Genomic DNA, 20,484 nt, shown 5'->3' on the forward strand with positions numbered 1-20,484 from the left:
AGATGACCGCGCTCGCCGAACCCGACATCCTGTGCGAGGGTCTCGTGCGCATCTTCACCGCCCAGGGGGTGGAGGTGCAGGCTCTGCAGGGCCTCGATCTGCGCATGGAGCGCGGCGAGCTCGTCGCCCTCGTGGGCGCGTCCGGATCGGGCAAATCCACCCTGCTCGGCATCCTCGCGGGTCTCGACGCGCCGACCGCGGGCGTCGCGCGGGTCGCCGGTCACGACCTCACCGCGATGCGGCGGCGGGAGCGCGTCGCCTACCGGCGGGGGAGCGTGGGCTTCATCTGGCAGCAGACGAGCCGCAATCTCGTCTCCTACCTGACGGCGGCCGAGAACATCGCCCTCGCGCAGCACGTCGCCGGAGTGGTGCCGCGCGCCGAACGCGCGAGCCACGCCTCGGGCCTGCTCGAGCTGCTCGGCATCGCCGCCCTCGCCGACCGCCGACCCGCGGAGCTGTCGGGCGGGCAGCAGCAGCGCGTCGCGCTCGCCGTCGCCCTCGCCAACCGACCCCGGGTGCTGCTCGCCGACGAGCCGACGGGCGAGCTCGACGAGGAGACGAGCGCTCAGGTGCTCGAGGCGATGGAGACCGTCGGTCGCGAGCACGGCCTCACCACGCTCGTGGTGACCCACGATCCGGCGGTCGCCGAGCACGTCGACCGCACCATCCGCATCCGCGACGGGCGCACCTCGACCGAGGTGCTGCGCCGCACCCACACGGATGCCGCGGGCGATCGGGTGCGGGTGGCCGAGGAGTTCGCGGTGCTCGATCGGGCCGGGCGCATGCAGGTGCCGAGCGAATTCGCCACGGCCCTCGGCCTGCGCGACCGCGTGCGACTCACCCTCGAGCCCGATCGGATCGAGGTGCGACCCGGGCAGCCGTACGGGGGCGCACCGGATGCGTCGGTCCGGGATGCGTCGACCGGGGATGAGGAGTCGCGATGACGACGACCGCATTGCGCGCGGAGCACCTCACCCGCGTGTTCGCCACCCCCGCCGGCGAGGTGCGGGCCGTCGACGACGTGTCGCTCGAGGTGGCCGCCGGTGAGCTCGTCGTGCTGCAGGGGCGCTCCGGCGCGGGCAAGACCACGCTGCTCACGATGCTCGGCGGTCTCGACCGTCCGACCTCCGGGCGGGTCGAGCTCGAGGGGCGCGACGTGGCCGGGCTCGACGAGGCGGCGTTGCGCGAGCTCCGCTCCACCCGGGTGGCATCCGTCTTCCAGACCTTCGGCCTGCTGCCGGTGCTCTCCGCCGCCGAGAACGTCGAGGTGCCGCTGCGCATCCTGCGGGTGCCGCGTGCCGAACGGGAGCGCCGGGTGGCGGAGGCGCTCGCGATCGTCGACCTCGCCGACCATGCGGCCCAGCGCCCGGGGGAGCTCTCGGGTGGTCAGCAGCAGCGGGTCGGCATCGCGCGCGCGGTCGTCGCGCGGCCCGCGCTGCTGCTCGCCGACGAGCCGACGGGTCAACTCGACTCCGAGACCGGCTCCGCGATCATGGATCTCATCGCACGCCTCGTGGCCGAGACCGGGATGGCCGCCCTCGTCGCGACGCACGACGCGAACCTCGCGGCTCGCGCGGATCGGGTGCTGCGCATCCACGACGGCCGCCTGGACGCGTGACGCGGACGGCGTGAGGGGCGCTCAGCGCCCGGTCATGGGCTCCGCCGTGCTCACCGCGGGCGCGACGGGGGCCGAGTACCTGTCGTCGGTCTCGGCGGTCGCCGCCGGGGTGACGACCTCGGTCGTCGCGGTCTCCACCTCGGGCTCGACGAGAGGCTCGTGGGCGACGGACTGCTCCGTCTCGGCGGTGTACTGCTCCTCCGCCCACTTCTGCTGCTCCATGATCACCGGATCGGTCGCCTGGTCCTCGTAGCGCCAGCGCTCCAGGTCGGCGGCGAACATCTTGCGCCCCTTGTTCGGCTTGTGCAGCCACAGCACGAGGCGCTCGCGGTACTCGGCGAGGGTCTGGTCGGCCTGGTAGCTGAAGCTCACCGAGTTGACGCGCATGTCGGCGAGCTGGTGCGAGGCCCAGTCGGCGGCGTAGTTGGCGCCCGAGATCGGCAGCAGGCGCACCATGACATCCGCGTCGTTGGCGAGATGCTCGGCGTGCTCGCGGGCGGCCGGCGACTGGCTGTGCCAGCGGGCGGCGTTCTGCCCCGCCGAGATGAGGGCCGACACCGCGGCCGCCCGGGTCTCGTGGTCGCGCTGGGCGACCAGGCGCTTGACGGCACCGCGTCCGATGAGGGCGCCGAGGATGCCGGCGAGCACGATCGCGACGAACGGGATGACCGCGGTCACGAGGATCCGCTGGCCGTCCTCCGAATAGAACCAGTCCACGAAGTCGTTCCACCACTGCATGGCGGCACCATACGTCGCGTCGGGGCGGAACGAGCTGTCCTCCCCCGCGCGCCGCGAGATCAGCGGCGAACCGTGCCGTGCACCGCGAACGGCTCGATCGCGGTGATCTCCTCGTCGCTGAGCGGCGCGCCGTCGAGCGCGCCCAGGTTGTCCTCCAGCTGCCGCACGCTCGACGCGCCGATGAGCGCACTCGTGACGGCGGGCTGGCGGAGCACCCACAGCAGGGCGAGCTGCGCGAGCGACTGCCCGCGCGCCTCGGCGATCGCGTTCAGGCCGCGGGCGCGGTCCAGGTACTCGTCGCTGATGGTGTCGGCGGTGATCCACCGACCCTCGGCCGCGCGCGAGTCGGCGGGGATGCCGTCGAGGTAGCGGTCGGTGAGCAGCCCCTGCGCGAGCGGCGAGAACACGATCGACCCGATACCGAGATCCTCGACCGTCTCGAGCAGCCCCTCCTCGGGCAGGCGGTTGAACATCGAGTACGAGGGCTGGTGGATGAGCAGCGGCACGCCCTCGGCACGCAGCGCGTCGTACGCACGGCGGGTGTCGTCCGGGCCGTAGTTCGAGATGCCCGCGTAGAGCGCCTTGCCCGAGCGCACGGCGTGGGCGAGCGCCCCCATCGACTCCTCGATCGGGGTCTCGGGGTCGGGACGGTGGTGGTAGAAGATGTCGACGTAGTCGAGGCCGAGGCGCCCGAGCGACTGGTCGAGCGAGCTCAGAAGGTACTTGCGCGACCCGAAGTCGCCGTAGGGCCCCGGCCACATGTCGTAGCCGGCCTTCGACGAGACGATGATCTCGTCGCGGTAGGGGCGCAGATCGCTCGCCAGGATGCGGCCGAAGTTCTCCTCGGCGGAACCGCCGGGCGGGCCGTAGTTGTTGGCGAGGTCGAAGTGGGTGACCCCGAGATCGAACGCCCGCAGCACGATGTCGCGCTGGGTGGTCAGCGGCCGGTCGTGGCCGAAGTTGTTCCAGAGGCCCAGCGAGATGCGGGGGAGTCTCAGGCCCGAGCGGCCCACGCGGGCGTAGTCGAGCTTCTCGTAGCGGTCGGCGGCGGCGGTGTACGGCACCCGGTCAGCCTAGGGAACGGATGCGACATCCGCTGCGTTGTACCGGGTGTCCCCCTCCCCATAGGAAAGTAGGGTCGCATCATGCGCACATTCGTTCTCGCCGGTGGCTGCTTCTGGTGTCTCGACGCGGTCTACCGGACGCTCGACGGCGTCACGGATGTCGTGTCCGGCTACACGGGCGGCACGACCCCCGACCCCGACTACGAGCTGGTCTGCACGGGCGCCACCGGCCACGCCGAGGCGGTCGCCGTGACCTTCGACGAGGAGAGGATCCCGGCGAGCATCATCCTCGACGTGTTCTTCACCCTCCACGACCCGCGCCAGCTCAACCGCCAGGGCGCCGACGTCGGCAACCAGTACCGCTCGGCGATGTTCTACGCCGACGACGAGCAGAAGGCCGAGTTCGAGGCCGCGCGCGGGCGCGCGGACGAGATCTGGGGCGGCGGGGTCGTCACGTCGATCACGAAGCTCGGCGAGTTCTACCGCGCGGAGGAGTACCACCAGGACTTCTTCGCCAAGAACCCCGGCCAGGGCTACTGCCTCGCGGTGGCGCTGCCGAAGGTCAACAAGATCCGAAAGGGCTACGCGGAGTACGTGAAGGCCTCCTAGCGGCATCCGGTCGGCGATCGTTCCCTGAACGGTCGCCGACTCTTCGTCTGCGGCAGGTGACGCGGGGGCGGGACGGGCGTACCGTCGAAGCGACGACGTCGAGTGAGGCAAGGGAGCCGATCATGAACGACAACACGACCGTCGAGCAGCGCTGGGTGGCCTTCGGCCCGGCGGGAGCCGTGGGATCGATCCACCGCACCGCCGAGGGCTTCCAGGTGAAGCTCGTCGACGACGACGACTACCGCGGAAGCTACCCGAGCCTCGAGGTGGCCAAGAGCGCCCTGCACGCCTCGCTGGCACCCGGCGCGGAGTGGCCCGACTTCCGCGAGCACTGAGCGGCACCCCTCCTTCCCCGCCCCCGCCGGTGCGCTCCGTCCCCTGATCGCGCACCGGCGGCCCGACGGCGGCGCCCTGCCCGCGATCCTGGGCTGACGGCGCCCGGATGCGCTCCCCGGCACGATCGCATCCGGCGCCGTCCACGAGGGCGCGTCGAACAGGGAGGTACCGATGACCGACACGGTCACCGTCGCGGGGCTCGTCGCCACGCAGATCCGGCACACGTTCACGAGCGAGGGGCTCGAGATCACCTCGTTCCGTCTCGCGTCGACCAGCAGGCGCTACGACCGCGCCTCGCAGTCCTGGGTCGACGGCGAGACCAACTGGTTCACGATCACCGCCTTCCGGCAGCTCGCCGCGAACGTGCACGCCTCCATCGAGAAGGGCCACCGCGTCATCGCCACCGGGCGGCTGCGGGTGCGCGAATGGCAGGACGGCGAGAAGCGCGGCCAGGACGTCGAGGTCGTCGCCGATGCGCTCGGCCCCGACCTCGCCTGGGGTCAGGCGCAGTACACGCGCACCTCCCGCCCGGCGGCGCCCGAGTCGCGGCCCGCGCTCCACGCGGTTCCCGACGCGCCCGCTCCGGACGACGAGGGCGCAGCCGCCGACGTCGAGGGCTTCCCCGCGGAGGCGCCGGAGGCGGTACCGGTGCCGTTCTAGACTCGGAGGTGCCGCGCGGCTCGCGCGAGCGGAGCTCCGGAGGATGCGATGACCCGACCGCGTCGAGCGCTCGCATGCGCCCTGGCCACGGTCCCGCTCGCGGCGCTGCTGCTCGCCGGCTGCACGAGTCCCGAACCGATGCCCACCCCGAGCACGTCGCGTACGGCGACCGCCGCGCCGACCCCCACCCCGACGCCGACGCCCGAACTGCATCCCGAGGGCACCGCATCCGACAACCAGGCGTTCTTCGATCACGTGAACCGCGCGCTCATCGACTCCGGGGTCGCGCTCAACGGTGCGGCGTTCGTCGACAACCTCGTGGCGAACGGCTTCGTGCGCGCCGACATGGAGGTCACCCCCGATGTGACCGCGATCGGCGTCGGCGCCGACAACATCGTGTTCTCGGTGCGCTTCGGCGACACCTGCCTGCTGGGGCAGTGGGGCAACATCGGCTACACGAGCCTCACGACCGCGGTGCTCTCGACCGGGCGCTGCATCGTCGGCACCGCCCGGCCCGCCTGAGCCGTCAGGCGCCCTCGGCGGCCACCACCTGGATGGAGCGCATGCCGGCGAGCGACAGGGTGAACCGCGCCCCGTCTCCGACGACGACCGCGAGCACCTCGTGGCACGTCGCGCACCGCATCACCGTGCCCATGGCGCTCACATAGGCGATGCAGCGGGCGAGGAGGTCCTCGTGGCCGCAGTGGGCGCAGGTGGTGATCGCCAGCGAGACGTCGCGGCCGAAGACCTCGGCCAGGGATCCCGTGGCGGCATTCCCGTCGACCCGCATGTCACCCACCTCCGAATCGTTCGGTGCGCACGGCGCGCGGCTCATGCCCGAGCTCCACCAGCCAGTCCGAGACCGACTCCACGAACGGCGTCGGACCGCACACGTAGACGGCGGGCGCGACATCGGCCGGCCACGTCGTCTCCGCGAGGAGCTCGCGCGTCACGCGCCCCGGCGGGCTCGGCCATCCGTCGGGCGTGGAGCGCGTGTAGCGGTACGTCACGTCGATGCGGTCGCGGTCGGCGAGCTCGCCCAGCTCCGCCGCGAAGAAGCGGTCGTCCGGGGTGCGCACCGAGTACAGCAGGCGGAATCCCGCCGGGTCTCCTCCGCGACCGTGCGCATCCGCCATGGCGAAGAGCGGCACGACCCCCGACCCTCCCGCGATGAGCTGCACGTGCGAGGCGGAGGCCGCGGGATCCCAGATGAAGTAGTTGCCGAGCGGTCCGTGCACCTCGAGTGCGTCCCCCGGCCGCACGTCGTGCACCAGGAACGGGGAGACCTCGCCGTCCGGCACCTCGTCGACCGCGAGCACCACGCGGGTGGACTCCCCGGAGGAGGCGATCGAGTACGAGCGGCTCGCCTGGTAGCCGTCCGGTGCGGTCAGGCGCAGGTCGAGGTGCGAACCGGCATCGTTGCCCGGCCAACCGGGCACGTCCAGGGTGATGCGTTTGGCGGTGCGGGTCTCCTGACGGATGTCGACGACGGTCCCCGCGTGCCACCCGGTCGGTCGGGGGCTCACCAGTAGCGCTCTTCCTTCCACGGGTCCCCGTGCAGGTGGTAGCCGTTCTGCTCCCAGAAGCCGGGATCGTCGTCGGGCATCGTCACGAGCCCGCGCACCCATTTGGCGCTCTTCCAGAAGTAGAGGTGCGGCACGAGCAGGCGCGCAGGCCCGCCGTGCTCGGCGCCGAGCGGCTCCCCGTCGGCCTCGAATGCGATCCAGGCCTGCCCGTCGAGCAACTCGTCGAGCGGCACGTTCGTCGTGTATCCGCCGTAGCTGTGCGCCATGACGTAGTCGTGCGAGGTCTCGACCTCCTCGAAGATCTTGTCGAGCGGCACTCCCCGCCACGCCATCCCGAGCTTCGACCAGTGGGTGACGCAGTGGATGTCGACGGTCACGTCCTCGACGCCGAGCGCCTGCATCTCGTCCCACGTCCAGCTGTGGCGGCCGTTCTCGGTGACGACGGTGAACTCCCAGTCGGCCGTGTCGATCTCGGGGGTGGGGCCCGCGGACAGCACCGGCCAGTCCTCGACGAGCGACTGGCCGGGGGGAAGGGCGGGGTCGCGTTCGCGACCTCGTCCGGTGAAGCCTCGTGTGATGAACGACATGGCACCGCCTCCCGTTGCTGCTCACGATAGCCATGCGCGCGACCACTGTCATCCGTAGTCTGATTCCCATGTCGCGGGTCGCGCTCAGCATGCCGGAGCTGCGATCCGCTGCGCGGGCGGTCGACACGGTCGGGCGCCCGGACACCCCCGAGCTCGTCGACCGCTTCGGGCGCGTGGCGCGCGACCTGCGGGTCTCGATCACCGAGAAGTGCTCCCTGCGGTGCACCTACTGCATGCCGGCCGAGGGGCTGCCCGCGATTCCGCGCCCCGAGCTGCTGACCCCTGCCGAGATCGCCCGACTCGTGGGGATCGGGGCGCGGGATCTCGGTGTGGCGGAGGTGCGGTTCACGGGCGGGGAACCGCTCACCCGCGGCGACCTCGTCGAGATCGTCGGGCGCACACGCGAGGCGGCGCCCGGCATCCCGATCGCCATGACCACGAACGCGGTCGGTCTCGACCGCCGCGCCGCTGCGCTGCGCGCGGCCGGGCTCGGGCGCGTCAACGTGTCGCTCGACACCCTCGACCGCGAGCGGTTCCACGCGCTCACCCGGCGCGACCGGCTGCCGGCCGTGCTGGCCGGCATCGACGCCGCCATCGCGGCCGGCATCGGGCCGGTCAAGGTCAACGCCGTGCTGATGCGCGAGACGCTGCCGGATGCCGCGGACCTGCTGGCGTTCGCGGTGGCCCGCGGGCTGCAGCTGCGATTCATCGAGCAGATGCCCCTCGACGCGGACGAGGCGTGGCGTCGCGACGAGATGGTGACCGCCGCCGAACTGCTCGAGGTGCTGGGCTCCCGCTATCGACTCACCCCGATCGGCAGGCACGACCCGTCGGCCCCGGCGGAGGAGTGGCGGGTCGACGAAGGGGAGTCGACGGTCGGGATCATCGCCTCCGTCACGCGCGACTTCTGCGCCTCCTGCGACCGCACGCGGATCACGGCCGAAGGGTGGGTGCGCTCCTGCCTCTTCGGAGGCGACGAGGTCGACCTGCGGCAGCTGCTGCGCAGCGACGCGGACGACGCGGCGATCGGCGACGCATGGCGAGCCGCGATGTGGGGCAAGCGCGCGGGGCACGGCATCGATCGCGACGACTTCATCCGTCCCGCCCGTTCGATGGGCGCGATCGGTGGCTGAGGTGCTGGTGCGGTACTTCGCCGGCGCGGTCGATGCCGCGGGCCGCGAATCGGAGGTGGTCGCAGCCTCGACCGTCGCCGAGGTGCTCGACCAGCTCCGAGACCGCTACGGGCCGCAGATGGAGCGCATCATCCGCACCGGGTCGCAGCTCTCCGACGGCATCGCGGTGCGCGACGCGCGGGGTCCGGTCGGCGCGCGGCTCGACATCCTGCCCCCGTTCTCGGGCGGCTGAGTCACAGCCCGACCCACTCCGTGGCGCCGCCCTCGACGTGCTGGCGCTTCCAGATCGGGGTGGACTCCTTGACCCGGTCGACGAGTCGCGCGCACGCCGCGAACGCCTCGGCACGGTGCGGTGCGGCGACGGCGGCGAGCAGCGCCACGTCGCCGATGGCGAGCTCGCCGACCCGATGCCAGACCGCGACCCGCAGCCCGGTCGCGTCCGCGACCTCGCGACAGGCCTCGGCGAGGAATCGCTCGGCATCCGGATGCGCCTCGTAGTCGAGCGCGGTCACCGCGACGCCGTGGTCGTGATCGCGCACGACGCCCTCGAACACCACGAGCGCGCCGTCTGCCGGGGTCATCACGAAGGATTCGAGCGCGGCGCGGTCGGGCGCGTCGACACTCACCCGGGCGAAGGTGCCGGGCTGAGGGGTGCCGGGCTCACCCATGTCCGCCGCCCGCGAGCTGGGAGTGCAGGTGCTCGCGCAGCGGGTCGAGCGCCGCGAGGCCGTCGCGGACGCCGTCCGGGGAGCCGGGCAGGTTCACCACGAGCGTCCCTCCCCGGACCCCCGCGGTCGCCCGGCTGAGCGCAGCCATGGGTGTCGTGGCGCGCCCGGCGTCGCGGATGGCGTCGGCGACCCCGGGCAGCTCGAACTCCACGACGGCGCGTGTGGCCTCGGGCGTTCGATCCTGCGGGTGCACACCCGTTCCGCCGGTCGTCAGCACGAGGTCCGGTTCCCCGTCGAGAACCCGCCCGAGCGCCGCCGCGACATCGGCATCCGGCACGATCAGGGGATCGCCGACCTCGTACCCCCGGTCCCGGAGCCAGGAAGCGATCAGCGGGCCCGTGGTGTCGGCGCGGTCGCCCGCGGCTGCGGACGTGGACGCCACCAGCACGACCGCCGTGCGGACGGGCGGCGCGGTGGGAGTGCTGTGGTCGGACCGGTCGCTGCTCCGGTGCCAGCGGCCGTGGCGGCCGCCCGTCTTCTCGAGCAGGCGGATGCCGTCGAGCGTCGCCGCCGGGTCGACCGCCTTGACCATGTCGTGCAGGGTGAGCCCGGCGACGGCGACCGCGGTCAGCGCCTCCATCTCGACGCCCGTCCGGGCGGTCACGGCCACGGTGGCCTCGATCGTGACGTGATCGTCGCCGAGTGCGAATTCGACCTGCACCGAGTCGAGCGGCAGCAGGTGGGCGAGCGGGATGAGCTCGCTCGTGCGCTTCGCGGCGCCGATCCCGGCCAGGCGCGCGGTCGCGAGCACGTCCGCCTTCGGCAGCCCGTCGCGACGGATGAGCGCGATCACCTCGGGCGTCGTGCGGAACTCGCCCGTCGCGCGCGCCACCCGTCGGGTGATCGCCTTCGCGCCGACGTCGACCATGCGCGCGCGTCCGTCGGCGTCGAGGTGGCTGAGCTCGCTCATAGCTCCACGGTATCCACGAGCGCGCCCGCGGGCAGATCCCCGAACTGCGGCGGCAGGTCGATCAGCACGTCCGCCGCGGCCATCGCGGTCACGAGATGCGACCCGGTGCCGCCGATCGGCACGACCGCCCCGCGCTCGTCGAGGCGCGCCCGCAGGAATCGCCGGCGCCCGGGCGGCACCGCGACGGGTTCGGCGAGAGCCAGCCGGCGGCGAACGGCGGGCGGCAACCCCGCCCAGGCGCGCAACAGCGGCGAGAGGAACAGCGCGTACGAGACCTGGGCGCTCACCGGGTTGCCCGGGAAGGCGAGGATCGGGAGCCCGCGGATCGATCCGTGCGCCTGCGGTCCGCCCGGCTGCATCTCGACCGTTCCGATCGTTCCGCCGTGCTCGCCGAGCAGGGCTCGCACCGGCTCGAAGTCGCCCATCGAGATGCCTCCGCTCGTCACGACGAGGTGCGCCCCGGCGGCGCGCGCCGCCTCGACCTCGCGCGCGACGGCCTCCGCGTCGTCGGGGGCTCGCCCCACGTGCACCACCTCGGCGCCGTCGGCGGCAGCGGCGGCGGCGAGCGCGATCGCGTTGGCGTCCGGGAGCTGCCCCGGCCCGAGCTCGGCTCCCACCTCGACGAGCTCCCGTCCGGTGCTGACCACGGCGACCCGCACCCGTCGGGTCACCGTCACCGCGGCGACCCCGGCTGCCGCGATCGCGGCCAGGTGCCGGGGTCGCAGGCGCGTGCGGGGCGGCACCACCACCGTGCCTGCCGGGGCGTCGCTGCCGGGCTCGCGCACGTAGTCACCAGCGTGGACGGCGGCGCGGATGCGGATGCTGCCGTCGTCGAGCCGCTCCACCCGCTCGACGGGCACCACCGCATCCGCATCGACGGGGAGCGGCGCGCCGGTCATGACCTTGATCGCGCCCCCGCTGGGGAGGGTCGCCCCGGCGTCGCCCGCGGCGGTCGTCGAACCGACCAGGACCGCGGCGCCGTCGGCGGGGAGGTCGGCGACCCGCACCGCGTAGCCGTCCATCTGCGAGTTGCGGAACGGGGGGAGGTCGATGGAGGTCGACACGGCGTCCGCCGTGACCCGATCGAGGGCATCGCGGAGGTCGACGGTGGACGTCCCGCGGTCCGGATCCGCGACGAGTGCCGCGATGCGATCGGCGTATTCCTCGACCGAGATGCGATCCATGGCGTCAGTATCGCGGCTGTGGTTCGACGCCCGCACGGTCCCAGGCCTCGAGACCCCCGCCGAGATGTGCGGCTCGGGTGAATCCGGCGTCGTGCAGCAGCTCGGCGGCGCGTCGCGAACGCACGCCGCGTCGGCAGACGGCCACCACGCGGCTGTCGCGCGCGATGCCGTCCACGGCGAGAGCGAGCTCGTCGAGGTCGCCGATGATCGCCCCCGCGAGCAGGCTCGCGGGGGTTTCGCGCGAGTCGCGCACGTCGATGAGGATCGGCGGTTCGTCCGAGGCGAGTTCCCGGGCGAGCTCCGCGGGAGCCAGCTCCTCGGCATCGCGGGGGAGGGGGCGCGGCGACGGGACCGTCGGGGCGTCCGCCCCGCGCGCGAACTCGAGGCGCCGCATCCGGCCCCCGCGGGCGTCGTAGTCGAGCACCGTGCCGACGAGCGGATCGCCGATGCCGGTGAGCAGCTTCAGCACCTCGGTGGCCATGAGGCCGCCGATGACCGTGCACACCGTGGGGAGCACACCGACGATCTCGCAGCTGTCGGGGGACTCGTCTGCGGCCGGGAACAGGTCGCCGTAGCGCACGCCGCGCGCATCCCAGACGACGCCGGTCTGCCCGCCGTAGCCGAGGGCCGAACCCCAGACGAGGGGGATGCCCACGTCGGCCGCAGCCGCATCGGCGACCGATCGCGCAGCCGGGCTGTCGGATGCGTCGACCAGCACATCGGCGCCGGCCACGATGCGCGCGGCGGTGGTCGCGTCGAATCGCTCTCGCTCGGTGATCACCGTGACGTGGTCGGTGAGGGCGCGCATCCGATCGGCCGCCGAGTCGACCTTCGGCCGGCCGACGTCGCGCAGGCCGTGGACGGTCTGCCGGGGGAGGTTGCTCTCGTCGACGGTGTCGTGGTCGACGACGACGATCGTGCCGACCCCTGCCGCGGCGAGCGCCGGGAGCACGGCGCTGCCGAGCCCGCCCGCCCCGATCACCACGACGCGTGCGGCCGCGAGGCGCTCCTGCCCCGGCGCGCCGAAGCCGGTCAGCACGCGTTGGCGGGCGTAGCGAGGCGAGTCGGCGGAGCTCACCTCCGCATTGTGCCACCTGAGCCCTCGACCGCGGATGCGGCTACTCTCGCGTCATGGCGCGGTCGACCAGCTCTCACGGGCGAGCAGCCGTCCGTCCGGCCCCGACTCTTCTCGGGGCGTCGCTGCTCGTCGCCCTCGCCGGCTGTGCAGGCTCCGGCGCGGCGGAGGCGCCGGGAAGCGCCGAACCGGATGCGATCACCGGAACCGTCACCGTGTTCGCCGCCGCCTCGCTGACGGGCACGTTCGACTCCCTCGCGACGGAGTTCGAGTCGGAGCACCCCGGCGTGCGGGTGGTGCTCGACTACGGCGGCAGCTCGGGTCTCGCGGCGCAGCTGGTCGAGGGCGCCCCGGCCGACGTCTTCGCCTCCGCGAACGAGGCCACGATGACGACCGTCGTCGACGCCGGGGTGGTCGCCGATCCGCAGCCCTTCGCGACGAACGTGCTGCAGTTGGTCGTGCCCGCCGGGAATCCGGCCGGGGTGACGGGATTGGCCGACCTCGCGCGCCCCGAGCTCGTGGTCGCGCTCTGCGACCCGGCCGTTCCGTGCGGGGCGGCCGCCTCATCGCTGCTCGAGCTCGCCGGCGTCGTGGCGGTCCCCGACACCCTCGAGCAGGATGTCAAGGCGGTCGTGACGAAGGTCGCCCTCGGTGAGGTGGATGCCGCGCTGGTCTACACCACCGACACGATCGCGGCCGGCGACGCGGTCGAGGCGATCCCCGTGCCCGAGGCGGACGCGGTGGTCAACAGGTACCTGATCGCGCGGCTCGTCGACTCGGCCAACGCGCCCGCCGCGGACGCGTGGGTGGCGTGGGTGACCGGCACGCACGGGCGGGACGCCCTGCGTCGAGCCGGGTTCGGGGCGCCGTGAGGTGAGAAGACGCCTCCCTGCGGCGATCGTCGTCGTCGCCGTGATCGGATTCGCCGTGCTCGTCGTGCCGCTCGCGGCCCTCGTCGCGCGGGTGCCGTGGCCCGAGCTCCCCGCCCTTCTGGCCTCGCAACCGGTGCTCGAGGCGCTGTGGTTGTCGCTCGCCACGGCGGCGGCGTCCACCGCGATCTGCCTGGTGCTCGGCATCCCGATGGCGGCCCTGCTCGCCGAGGCGGATTCCTGGCCCGCCGTGCCGCGACGCCTGCTGCGCACCGCCGTGACGATCCCCCTCGTGCTGCCCCCGGTGATCGGCGGCATCGCGCTGCTCATGCTCTTCGGACGCCGCGGCATCCTGGGGCCCGCCCTCGGGGCCTTCGGCGTCTCGCTGCCGTTCACGACGCCCGCGGTCGTCGTCGCCCAGACCTTCGTCGCCCTGCCGTTCCTGGTGTTCGCCGTCGAGGGGGCGCTGCGCTCGACCGATCGCCGATTCGAGGCGGCGGCGGCGACACTCGGCGCCGGGCGCGTGCGCACCTTCGTCGCGGTCACCCTGCCGGCGGTCGCCCCGGCGGTCGCCGCGGGGGCGGTGCTGTGCTTCACGCGCGCGCTCGGCGAGTTCGGCGCGACGATCACGTTCGCGGGATCCCTCCCGGGCGTCACGCGCACCCTGCCCATCGCGAGCTACCTGGCCCTGCAGTCGGATCCCGCGGATGCGCTCGCGCTGGCGGTGATCATCCTCGCGGTGTCGATCGCCGTGCTGCTGCTGCTGCGCGACCGCTGGCTGCCGGGGGTGGTGGCCAGGTGAGCGGACTCGCCGTGGACGTCACGGTCGATCGCGGCGGGTTCGCGCTCGACCTCGCGATCGACGTCGCGCCCGGCACGACGACGGCGCTCATGGGTCCCAACGGGGCGGGCAAGTCGACGGCTCTCGCGGCGATCGCCGGGCTCGTCCGACCGTCCCGGGGGCGGATCGTGATCGGCGGGCGGCCGGTCGACGACGTCGAGGCCGGGGTGCATCTCGATCCGGCGCGCCGTCGCGTGGGGGTGGTCTTCCAGGATCTGCTGCTGTTCCCCGGACTCACCGTGCTCGACAACGTCGCGTTCGCGGGACGCATGCGCACGCGCAGCCGTCGTCGCGCGCGGGCGGATGCCGCAGCGTGGGTCGCCCGATTCGGTCTCACCGAGCTGGCGGATCGGTACCCCGCGCAGCTGTCGGGCGGGCAGGCCCAGCGCGTCGCCCTCGCGCGTGCGCTCGCCGCCGAACCCGAGGTGCTGCTGCTCGACGAGCCGATGGCCGCCCTCGACGTGCGTGTGCGCGAGCAGTCGCGCCGCGAACTCGTCGCGCACCTGACCGAGTACGCGGGAGCGACCCTGCTCATCACCCACGACTTCGGCGATGCGCGGGCGATCGCGGGTCGCGGGGTCGTGCTCGAGCAAGGGCGGATCACCCAGGCGGGAGCCCTCGCGGAGCTCGAGGCGACCCCCGCATCCGAGTACGTCGCGCGGCTCGTCCGGGGCGGATGATCGTCGCCGACGTCCATTCACCCTCTCGGGGCGATAGCGGAGTGCCGGCGCTCGGTCGAGACTCGTGAGCAGGTGTTCGTCGACGAACGGAGGGGTCATGTCCGATGCGGGCTTCCCGGTGAATCTCGACAGGAATCACCTCCCCGAGCCGGAATGGGCGTATCCGGATGCGCAGATCACGACCTACGCAGCCGACTCGACCCCCGACTTCCCGAGCCCGAAGCAGGCTCCCGAGGGCGCCCCCAACATCCTGCTGGTGCTGCTCGACGACGTCGGGTTCGGCTGGCCGAGCGTCAACGGCGGCCTCGTGCGGATGCCGACGGCGGAGCGGCTCGCGGGGAACGGCCTGTTCTACAACCAGTTCCACACCACCTCGCTGTGCTCGCCGACCCGCGCGGCGCTGCTGACCGGCCGCAACCACCACACCGTCGCCACCGGCGTCATCCAGGAGATGGCGACCGGCTACCCCGGCTACAGCGGCATCATCCCGAAGGGCACCGCGACCTTCGCCGAGCTGTTGAAGCACGCCGGCTACACCTCCGGTTGGTTCGGCAAGAACCACAACGTGCCCGACAACCAGACGAGTGCGGCGGGGCCGTTCGACAACTGGCCGACCCACCAGGGCTTCGACTACTTCTACGGCTTCATCTCGGGCGAGACCGACCAGTTCTTCCCCTCGCTCTACCGGGGCACCCAGCCCGTCGAGCCTCCCGCGCGCCCCGAGGACGGCTACCAGCTCACCCGCGACCTCGCGGACGAGTGCATCGGCTGGATCTCGCGGCAGAAGTCGATCGCGCCCGACCGCCCGTTCCTCGCCTACTTCTCGGCGGGAGCCGCTCACGCGCCGCACCAGCCGCCGCTCGACTGGCGGGGACGCAACGCGGGTCGATTCGACATGGGGTGGGACGCCTACCGCGAGCAGGTGCACGCGAACCAGCTCGAGCGCGGGGTCATCCCGCCCGGCACCCGGCTCACCGAGCGACCCGAGCAGATCCCCGCGTGGGACTCCTACCCCGCGGAGCAGCGCGCCCTGTTCGCGCGGCAGGCGGAGAACTACGCCGACTTCCTCGAGCACGCCGACTTCGAGGTGGGTCGGGTGGTCGACGCCATCGAGCAGATCGGCGAGCTCGACAACACGATCGTGATCTACATCATCGGCGACAACGGATCCAGTGGAGAGGGGTCGCTCGTCGGCACGCCGAACGAGCTGATGAGCCTCAACGGGCGCCAGCCGACGATCGAGGAGGCCATCGGGTTCCTGGACTCGTGGGGGCTGCCCGGCACCTCGCCGCACTACGCGGTCGGTTGGGCGCACGCCGGCGACACCCCCTTCCAGTGGACGAAGCAGGTGGCCTCGCACTTCGGGGGAACCCGCAACAGCATGATCGTGTCGTGGCCGGAGCGCATCACCGACACCGGTCGCGTGCGCTCCCAGTTCCACCACGTCATCGACGTCACTCCGACGCTGCTCGAGATCGTCGGGCTGGCGCAGCCGACGGAGGTCAACGGCTACATCCAGAAGCCCATCGAGGGCACGAGCTTCGCGTACACCTTCGCCGCGGACAACGCCGACGCCCCCAGCACCCGCACCCAGCAGTACTTCGAGATGTTCGGCAACCGGGCCATGTACGCCGACGGGTGGATCGCGTCGTGCCGGCACGGGCGGCTGCCCTGGGAGACCTCGGGCAGCTACAGCTGGGATGACGACGTGTGGGAGCTCTACGACATCACCCACGACTTCAGCCAGTCGATCGATCTCGCGGCGCAGGAACCTGCCCGCCTGCGGCAGCTGCAGGACCTCTTCATGGCGGATGCCGCCCGCTACCAGGTGCTGCCGCTCGACGACCGCTTCGCGGAGCGGCTCGACGTGACGCTGCGGCCGAGCTACTTCGCGGGGCGCAGCCGCGTGACCTTCCACGAGGGGATGACCCGGCTGCCCGAGGGCAGCGGGCCGAAGCTGGTGAGCGTGCCGCTCACCCTGACGGCCGAGATCGAGGTGCGGGACTCCGGCGCCGAGGGGGTCGTCTTCGCGGTCGGGGGTGACGCCGCCGGGTGGGCGCTGTTCGGCTGGGAGGGCGGCATCCGGTTCCACTACAACTTCTTCGGCATCCGGCGCTACGACCTCCGCTCGTCCGACACGCTCGAACCGGGGACGCACACGGTGGTGCTCACGATCGCGCCGCGCACCCCGCAGCCGGGTGGTCCGGCGGATGTGAGCCTCGCCGTCGACGGGGGAGCGCCGCAGACTCTCGAGCTGCCGGAGCAGGTGCCCCAGCGCTGCGGCACGGAGTGCCTCGACGTCGGGCAGGACAGCGTGTCGCCCGTGTGCGACGACTACGCCGATCGCGGCGTCTTCCCGTTCACCGGGCGCATCCACGAGGTCGCCTTCGACTTCCCCGACGTCGTCGGGCCGACCGGCCACGAGCGCCTCGAGCTCGCGACCCGGCTGGACTGAGCGCGCCGCGGCGTCAGAGCTCGAGGCGCATCAGCACCCGAGGAAAGCCCGCGAGCACCGAGTCGGTGTCGGCCGCGTGGCGGAAGCCGGCGTTCTCGAACATCCGGCGCGTGCCGACGTAGGCCATGGTCAGGTCGACCTTCTCGCCGCGGTTGTCGACCGGGTAGCCCTCGATCGCCGGTGCGCCGTTCGCGCGCGCGAAGTCGACCGCACCCTCCAGGAGGGCGTGCGAGATGCCCTCGCCGCGGTGGCCGGGCCGCACCCGGATGCACCACACCGACCACACCTCCGCGTCGTCGACGTGCGGGATGAGACGGCTGCGCGCGAAGCTCGTGTCGGCCCGCGGGTGCACGGCGGCCCAGCCGACGACCTCGTCGCCGTCGTAGGCGAGCACGCCGGGCGCCGGGTGCTCTCCGACGAGCTGCTGCACACGTTCCCCACGCGCTGTGCCGGTGAGCGCTCGGTTCTCCGCCGAGGCGACGCGGTAGCTGAGACACCAGCACACGTTCGCGTCGGGCCGCTTCGGCCCGACCATCGTCGCCACATCCGCGAACACGATCGCGGGTCGCACCTCGATCACCACACCGCCACCCTCCCAGCGACCCCCGTCAGCGGCAACGGGCGACCCGACGATCCGCTCTCGTCCGTATGATCTGACGCATGGCTTCGAGGCGCCCGAGAAGGCGAGGCATCGTGTTCCTCGCTGTAGGTGCTGCTCTCGCGCTTCTGACCGTCTTCGAGATCGTTCTGACGCTCCCTGGCTGGGGCGAACATGGCGGCCCGTACATGGCGATGGGCGCCGTGATGCAGTCGATCGCCGCCATCGCATTGATTCTCGTCGGAGTCCTCCGCTTCGTTCGGACCTCCGAGTAGCGTGGGTGGCCGACGTCGCCCCCGCGACCGGCCATCGGTGTCGCTTCTCAGTTCTCGGAGGGTGGGACGTCGATCCGCCCTGAGGCCGTCGTCGCCGATCCGCGAAGGAATCGCGCGGGTTCGCCTTCAAGGACGCACTCGAAGGTGCCGCCTTCATAGACACCATCTACAGTCACCGTTCCGCCGTCGGTGACGACCGCATTCACCTCTGCCGCGACGAAGTCAGGGACGGCGGCATCCATCGTCCGCAAGCAGATCGCTTCCTCTGAGCCCCAGTAGGCGCAGCCCGACAGAACGGACGACACAGCAACGATAGTGGTAGCCGCGACGATCCTCCCGATCACGACGCCAGTATGGCGCCCGAGGAGGGTGCGTGAGGCAGACGCGGCGAGCGACCGAAGTACCGGGGCGCGCCTCTTAGACTCGTACCCATGGCCGAATACATCTACTCCATGGTGCGCGCCCGCAAGAAGGTCGGCGAGAAGGTCATCCTCGATGACGTGACGATGGCGTTCCTGCCGGGAGCCAAGATCGGCATGGTCGGCCCGAACGGCGCCGGCAAGTCCACGATCCTGAAGATCATGGCCGGCCTCGACACCCCCAGCAACGGCGAGGCGAAGCTCACCCCCGGCTACTCGGTCGGCATCCTCATGCAGGAGCCCGAGCTCGACGAGTCGAAGACGGTGCTCGAGAACATCCAGGACGGCATCGCCATCAAGGCGAAGGTCGACCGCTTCAACGAGATCTCGGCCGCCATGGGCGACCCGGACGCCGACTTCGACGCGCTGCTGGCCGAGATGGGCACCCTCCAGGAGGAGATCGACGCCGCCGACGGCTGGGACCTCGACTCCCAGCTGGAGCAGGCGATGGACGCGCTGCGCACCCCGCCGTCGGATGCGCCGGTCGGCCCGCTCTCGGGCGGTGAGAAGCGTCGCGTCGCGCTCGCCAAGCTGCTGCTGCAGAAGCCCGACCTGCTGCTGCTCGACGAGCCCACCAACCACCTCGACGCCGAGAGCGTGCTCTGGCTCGAGCAGCACCTGCAGAAGTACCCCGGCGCCGTGATCGCGATCACCCACGACCGGTACTTCCTCGACAACGTCGCGGAGTGGATCGCCGAGGTCGACCGCGGCCACCTCTACCCCTACGAGGGCAACTACTCCACCTACCTCGAGAAGAAGGCCCAGCGCCTCGAGGTGCAGGGCAAGAAGGACGCGAAGCTCGCCAAGCGCCTCGCCGACGAGCTCGACTGGGTGCGCTCGAACGCGAAGGGCCGCCAGGCGAAGTCGAAGGCGCGTCTCGCCCGCTACGAGGAGATGGCGGCCGAGGCGGACCGCACCCGCAAGCTCGACTTCGAGGAGATCCAGATCCCGCCGGGGCCGCGCCTCGGCAGCGTCGTGATCGAGGCGAAGAAGCTGCACAAGGGATTCGGCGAGCGCGTGCTCATCGACGACCTCAGCTTCACCCTGCCGCCGAACGGCATCGTCGGCGTCATCGGCCCGAACGGCGTCGGCAAGACCACGCTCTTCAAGACGATCGTCGGCCTCGAGCCGCTCGACGGCGGCGACCTGAAGATCGGCGAGACGGTCAAGATCAGCTACGTCGACCAGTCCCGCGCGGCGATCGACCCCAACAAGACGCTGTGGGAGGTGGTCTCCGACGGCCTCGACATCATCGTGGTCGGCAAGACCGAGATCCCGAGCCGCGCCTACGTGTCGAAGTTCGGCTTCAAGGGCCCGGATCAGCAGAAGAAGGCGGGCGTGCTCTCCGGTGGTGAGCGCAACCGCCTGAATCTCGCGCTCACCCTCAAGGAGGGCGGCAACCTGCTGCTGCTCGACGAGCCGACCAACGACCTCGACGTCGAGACGCTGCAGTCGCTCGAGAACGCGCTGCTCGAGTTCCCCGGATGCGCCGTCGTGATCACCCACGACCGGTGGTTCCTCGACCGGATCGCGACGCACATCCTCGCCTACGAGGGCACCGACGAGAACCCGGACCGCTGGTACTGGTTCGAGGGCAACTTCGAGGCTTACGAGCAGAACAAGATCGAGCGCCTCGGGCCCGAGGCGGCGAAGCCGCACCGCTCGGTGTACCGCAAGCTCACGAGGGATTGACGCAGCTGTCATGACCCGCATCCACGTGCCGATCCGGCTGCGCTGGAGCGACGTCGACGCGTACGCGCACGTCAACAACGCCGAGATGCTGCGCCTCCTCGAGGAGGCGCGGATGGAGGCGTTCTGGCGTCCCGACGAGGGCGTCGACGGGCGGCCCACGGCCGTGCTCGACGCTCGGCCGGGGGCCGCGGTGCTGAGCCTCATCGCGCGGCAGGAGGTCGAGTACCTCGCGCCGATCCCGTTCCAGCGCACGCCCATCGTGGTGGAGCTGTGGATCGGTCGCATCGGCGGAGCCAGCATCGACATCTGCTACGAGGTGTACTCGCCCGACGGCGTCGAGCCGCGCGTGCGCTACACCGTCGCCTCGACGACGCTCGTGATGGTCGACGCGACCACCGGCCGCCCCTCGCGCATCGCGGACGAGCTGCGCGAGCTCTTCGCGCCGTATGTCGAGACGCCGGTGGGGTTCGCCAAGCGCGGCTGAGCA

General features: G+C 72.0%; 26 protein-coding genes. 15 read left to right on the forward strand and 11 right to left on the reverse strand.

The window, feature by feature from the left end:
• Window positions 1-2 precede the first annotated feature (2 nt).
• On the forward strand, window positions 3-944 hold the full coding sequence (locus NUH29_RS05735; RefSeq protein ID WP_258798070.1) for an ATP-binding cassette domain-containing protein: 942 nt from the start codon (window positions 3-5) through the stop codon (window positions 942-944).
• Window positions 941-1,618: an ABC transporter ATP-binding protein gene (locus tag NUH29_RS05740; protein ID WP_258798071.1), complete on the forward strand. Its 678-nt coding sequence runs from the start codon at window positions 941-943 to the stop codon at window positions 1,616-1,618. Before NUH29_RS05735 ends, NUH29_RS05740 begins: the two co-directional genes overlap by 4 nt.
• Window positions 1,619-1,639: 21 nt before the next feature.
• Here the strand turns inward: NUH29_RS05740 and NUH29_RS05745 are convergent, their stop codons facing one another.
• A complete protein-coding gene (locus NUH29_RS05745) occupies window positions 1,640-2,356 on the reverse strand; it encodes a hypothetical protein (protein WP_258798072.1) in 717 nt (238 codons plus the stop codon).
• 59 nt (window positions 2,357-2,415) lie between these two features.
• Entirely contained in the window at window positions 2,416-3,420 is a 1,005-nt protein-coding gene (locus NUH29_RS05750) for an aldo/keto reductase (protein WP_258798073.1), read from the reverse strand.
• 81 nt (window positions 3,421-3,501) lie between these two features.
• Here NUH29_RS05750 and msrA point away from each other — a divergent pair, with 81 nt between their 5' ends.
• The 4 genes from msrA to NUH29_RS05770 all read left to right on the forward strand — a co-directional run bounded on the left by msrA (window position 3,502) and on the right by NUH29_RS05770 (window position 5,547).
• Complete coding sequence (msrA, locus tag NUH29_RS05755) at window positions 3,502-4,029, forward strand: peptide-methionine (S)-S-oxide reductase MsrA (protein WP_258798074.1); 528 nt, start codon at window positions 3,502-3,504, stop codon at window positions 4,027-4,029.
• A gap of 122 nt (window positions 4,030-4,151) precedes the next feature.
• The gene (locus NUH29_RS05760) at window positions 4,152-4,364 is read left to right on the forward strand and encodes a methyltransferase (protein ID WP_258798075.1); all 213 of its coding nucleotides are present in this window, start codon (window positions 4,152-4,154) and stop codon (window positions 4,362-4,364) included.
• A gap of 172 nt (window positions 4,365-4,536) precedes the next feature.
• The gene (ssb, locus tag NUH29_RS05765) at window positions 4,537-5,025 is read left to right on the forward strand and encodes a single-stranded DNA-binding protein (protein ID WP_258798076.1); all 489 of its coding nucleotides are present in this window, start codon (window positions 4,537-4,539) and stop codon (window positions 5,023-5,025) included.
• 48 nt (window positions 5,026-5,073) lie between these two features.
• Entirely contained in the window at window positions 5,074-5,547 is a 474-nt protein-coding gene (locus NUH29_RS05770; protein WP_258798077.1) for a DUF6993 domain-containing protein, read from the forward strand.
• 4 nt (window positions 5,548-5,551) lie between these two features.
• Here the strand turns inward: NUH29_RS05770 and NUH29_RS05775 are convergent, their stop codons facing one another.
• From NUH29_RS05775 to NUH29_RS05785, 3 genes are read right to left on the reverse strand one after another with little or no spacing between them, the layout of a single operon-like run.
• Window positions 5,552-5,815 (reverse strand): DUF6510 family protein, encoded by a 264-nt coding sequence (locus NUH29_RS05775; RefSeq protein WP_258798425.1) that lies wholly within the window; start codon window positions 5,813-5,815, stop codon window positions 5,552-5,554.
• A 1-nt stretch (window position 5,816) separates the two neighbouring features.
• A complete protein-coding gene (locus tag NUH29_RS05780) occupies window positions 5,817-6,551 on the reverse strand; it encodes an FAD-binding oxidoreductase (protein WP_258798079.1) in 735 nt (244 codons plus the stop codon).
• Window positions 6,548-7,138, reverse strand: a complete 591-nt coding sequence (locus tag NUH29_RS05785; RefSeq protein ID WP_258798080.1) for a molybdopterin-dependent oxidoreductase — start codon at window positions 7,136-7,138, stop codon at window positions 6,548-6,550. Before NUH29_RS05785 ends, NUH29_RS05780 begins: the two co-directional genes overlap by 4 nt.
• 68 nt (window positions 7,139-7,206) lie before the next feature.
• Between NUH29_RS05785 and moaA the strand changes: the two genes are divergently transcribed.
• Both moaA and NUH29_RS05795 read left to right on the forward strand, forming a co-directional pair.
• A complete protein-coding gene (gene moaA / locus NUH29_RS05790) occupies window positions 7,207-8,271 on the forward strand; it encodes a GTP 3',8-cyclase MoaA (RefSeq protein ID WP_308445750.1) in 1,065 nt (354 codons plus the stop codon).
• On the forward strand, window positions 8,264-8,503 hold the full coding sequence (locus NUH29_RS05795) for a MoaD/ThiS family protein (protein WP_258798081.1): 240 nt from the start codon (window positions 8,264-8,266) through the stop codon (window positions 8,501-8,503). Before moaA ends, NUH29_RS05795 begins: the two co-directional genes overlap by 8 nt.
• A 1-nt stretch (window position 8,504) precedes the next feature.
• Here NUH29_RS05795 and NUH29_RS05800 read toward each other — a convergent pair whose 3' ends face one another.
• From NUH29_RS05800 to NUH29_RS05815, 4 genes are read right to left on the reverse strand one after another with little or no spacing between them, the layout of a single operon-like run.
• On the reverse strand, window positions 8,505-8,939 hold the full coding sequence (locus NUH29_RS05800; RefSeq protein WP_258798082.1) for a molybdopterin synthase catalytic subunit: 435 nt from the start codon (window positions 8,937-8,939) through the stop codon (window positions 8,505-8,507).
• Window positions 8,932-9,909: a bifunctional molybdenum cofactor biosynthesis protein MoaC/MoaB gene (gene moaCB, locus NUH29_RS05805; protein WP_258798083.1), complete on the reverse strand. Its 978-nt coding sequence runs from the start codon at window positions 9,907-9,909 to the stop codon at window positions 8,932-8,934. The genes NUH29_RS05800 and moaCB overlap by 8 nt, the downstream gene beginning before the upstream one ends.
• The gene (locus tag NUH29_RS05810) at window positions 9,906-11,093 is read right to left on the reverse strand and encodes a molybdopterin molybdotransferase MoeA (RefSeq protein WP_258798084.1); all 1,188 of its coding nucleotides are present in this window, start codon (window positions 11,091-11,093) and stop codon (window positions 9,906-9,908) included. Before NUH29_RS05810 ends, moaCB begins: the two co-directional genes overlap by 4 nt.
• Before the next feature lie 4 nt (window positions 11,094-11,097).
• Entirely contained in the window at window positions 11,098-12,171 is a 1,074-nt protein-coding gene (locus NUH29_RS05815; RefSeq protein ID WP_258798085.1) for a HesA/MoeB/ThiF family protein, read from the reverse strand.
• A 53-nt stretch (window positions 12,172-12,224) separates the two neighbouring features.
• Between NUH29_RS05815 and modA the strand changes: the two genes are divergently transcribed.
• The 4 genes from modA (at window position 12,225) to NUH29_RS05835 (ending at window position 17,013) form a co-directional block, all read left to right on the forward strand.
• A complete protein-coding gene (gene modA / locus NUH29_RS05820) occupies window positions 12,225-13,040 on the forward strand; it encodes a molybdate ABC transporter substrate-binding protein (RefSeq protein ID WP_258798086.1) in 816 nt (271 codons plus the stop codon).
• Window position 13,041: 1 nt separating this feature from the next.
• Window positions 13,042-13,839, forward strand: a complete 798-nt coding sequence (locus NUH29_RS05825; RefSeq protein WP_258798087.1) for an ABC transporter permease — start codon at window positions 13,042-13,044, stop codon at window positions 13,837-13,839.
• On the forward strand, window positions 13,836-14,558 hold the full coding sequence (locus tag NUH29_RS05830) for a sulfate/molybdate ABC transporter ATP-binding protein (protein ID WP_373317437.1): 723 nt from the start codon (window positions 13,836-13,838) through the stop codon (window positions 14,556-14,558). Before NUH29_RS05825 ends, NUH29_RS05830 begins: the two co-directional genes overlap by 4 nt.
• Before the next feature lie 97 nt (window positions 14,559-14,655).
• On the forward strand, window positions 14,656-17,013 hold the full coding sequence (locus NUH29_RS05835) for an arylsulfatase (protein WP_258798088.1): 2,358 nt from the start codon (window positions 14,656-14,658) through the stop codon (window positions 17,011-17,013).
• Between the two features lie 13 nt (window positions 17,014-17,026).
• Here NUH29_RS05835 and NUH29_RS05840 read toward each other — a convergent pair whose 3' ends face one another.
• Window positions 17,027-17,596: a GNAT family N-acetyltransferase gene (locus NUH29_RS05840; RefSeq protein ID WP_258798089.1), complete on the reverse strand. Its 570-nt coding sequence runs from the start codon at window positions 17,594-17,596 to the stop codon at window positions 17,027-17,029.
• Window positions 17,597-17,673: 77 nt separating this feature from the next.
• Here NUH29_RS05840 and NUH29_RS05845 point away from each other — a divergent pair, with 77 nt between their 5' ends.
• Window positions 17,674-17,886: a hypothetical protein gene (locus NUH29_RS05845; RefSeq protein ID WP_258798090.1), complete on the forward strand. Its 213-nt coding sequence runs from the start codon at window positions 17,674-17,676 to the stop codon at window positions 17,884-17,886.
• Between the two features lie 47 nt (window positions 17,887-17,933).
• Here NUH29_RS05845 and NUH29_RS05850 read toward each other — a convergent pair whose 3' ends face one another.
• On the reverse strand, window positions 17,934-18,230 hold the full coding sequence (locus NUH29_RS05850; RefSeq protein ID WP_258798091.1) for a hypothetical protein: 297 nt from the start codon (window positions 18,228-18,230) through the stop codon (window positions 17,934-17,936).
• 87 nt (window positions 18,231-18,317) lie between these two features.
• Between NUH29_RS05850 and ettA the strand changes: the two genes are divergently transcribed.
• A complete protein-coding gene (gene ettA / locus NUH29_RS05855; RefSeq protein WP_258798092.1) occupies window positions 18,318-19,997 on the forward strand; it encodes an energy-dependent translational throttle protein EttA in 1,680 nt (559 codons plus the stop codon).
• Between the two features lie 10 nt (window positions 19,998-20,007).
• A complete protein-coding gene (locus tag NUH29_RS05860) occupies window positions 20,008-20,481 on the forward strand; it encodes an acyl-CoA thioesterase (protein ID WP_258798093.1) in 474 nt (157 codons plus the stop codon).
• The last annotated feature ends 3 nt before the right edge of the window (window positions 20,482-20,484 follow it).

Source organism: Protaetiibacter mangrovi, from assembly GCF_024752305.1.
GTDB lineage: Bacteria > Actinomycetota > Actinomycetes > Actinomycetales > Microbacteriaceae > Homoserinibacter > Homoserinibacter mangrovi.

Bases quoted from the DNA above. Each gene is read 5' to 3' on its own strand.
- NUH29_RS05735 (WP_258798070.1), top strand. From the start codon at position 3: ATGACCGCGCTCGCCGAACCCGACATCCTGTGCGAGGGTCTCGTGCGC.
- NUH29_RS05740 (WP_258798071.1), top strand. From the start codon at position 941: ATGACGACGACCGCATTGCGCGCGGAGCACCTCACCCGCGTGTTCGCC.
- NUH29_RS05745 (WP_258798072.1), bottom strand. From the start codon at position 2,356: ATGCAGTGGTGGAACGACTTCGTGGACTGGTTCTATTCGGAGGACGGC.
- msrA (WP_258798074.1), top strand. From the start codon at position 3,502: ATGCGCACATTCGTTCTCGCCGGTGGCTGCTTCTGGTGTCTCGACGCG.
- NUH29_RS05760 (WP_258798075.1), top strand. From the start codon at position 4,152: ATGAACGACAACACGACCGTCGAGCAGCGCTGGGTGGCCTTCGGCCCG.
- ssb (WP_258798076.1), top strand. From the start codon at position 4,537: ATGACCGACACGGTCACCGTCGCGGGGCTCGTCGCCACGCAGATCCGG.
- NUH29_RS05770 (WP_258798077.1), top strand. From the start codon at position 5,074: ATGACCCGACCGCGTCGAGCGCTCGCATGCGCCCTGGCCACGGTCCCG.
- NUH29_RS05775 (WP_258798425.1), bottom strand. From the start codon at position 5,815: ATGCGGGTCGACGGGAATGCCGCCACGGGATCCCTGGCCGAGGTCTTC.
- NUH29_RS05785 (WP_258798080.1), bottom strand. From the start codon at position 7,138: ATGTCGTTCATCACACGAGGCTTCACCGGACGAGGTCGCGAACGCGAC.
- moaA (WP_308445750.1), top strand. From the start codon at position 7,207: ATGTCGCGGGTCGCGCTCAGCATGCCGGAGCTGCGATCCGCTGCGCGG.
- NUH29_RS05800 (WP_258798082.1), bottom strand. From the start codon at position 8,939: ATGGGTGAGCCCGGCACCCCTCAGCCCGGCACCTTCGCCCGGGTGAGT.
- moaCB (WP_258798083.1), bottom strand. From the start codon at position 9,909: ATGAGCGAGCTCAGCCACCTCGACGCCGACGGACGCGCGCGCATGGTC.
- NUH29_RS05810 (WP_258798084.1), bottom strand. From the start codon at position 11,093: ATGGATCGCATCTCGGTCGAGGAATACGCCGATCGCATCGCGGCACTC.
- modA (WP_258798086.1), top strand. From the start codon at position 12,225: ATGGCGCGGTCGACCAGCTCTCACGGGCGAGCAGCCGTCCGTCCGGCC.
- NUH29_RS05835 (WP_258798088.1), top strand. From the start codon at position 14,656: ATGTCCGATGCGGGCTTCCCGGTGAATCTCGACAGGAATCACCTCCCC.
- NUH29_RS05845 (WP_258798090.1), top strand. From the start codon at position 17,674: ATGGCTTCGAGGCGCCCGAGAAGGCGAGGCATCGTGTTCCTCGCTGTA.
- ettA (WP_258798092.1), top strand. From the start codon at position 18,318: ATGGCCGAATACATCTACTCCATGGTGCGCGCCCGCAAGAAGGTCGGC.
- NUH29_RS05860 (WP_258798093.1), top strand. From the start codon at position 20,008: ATGACCCGCATCCACGTGCCGATCCGGCTGCGCTGGAGCGACGTCGAC.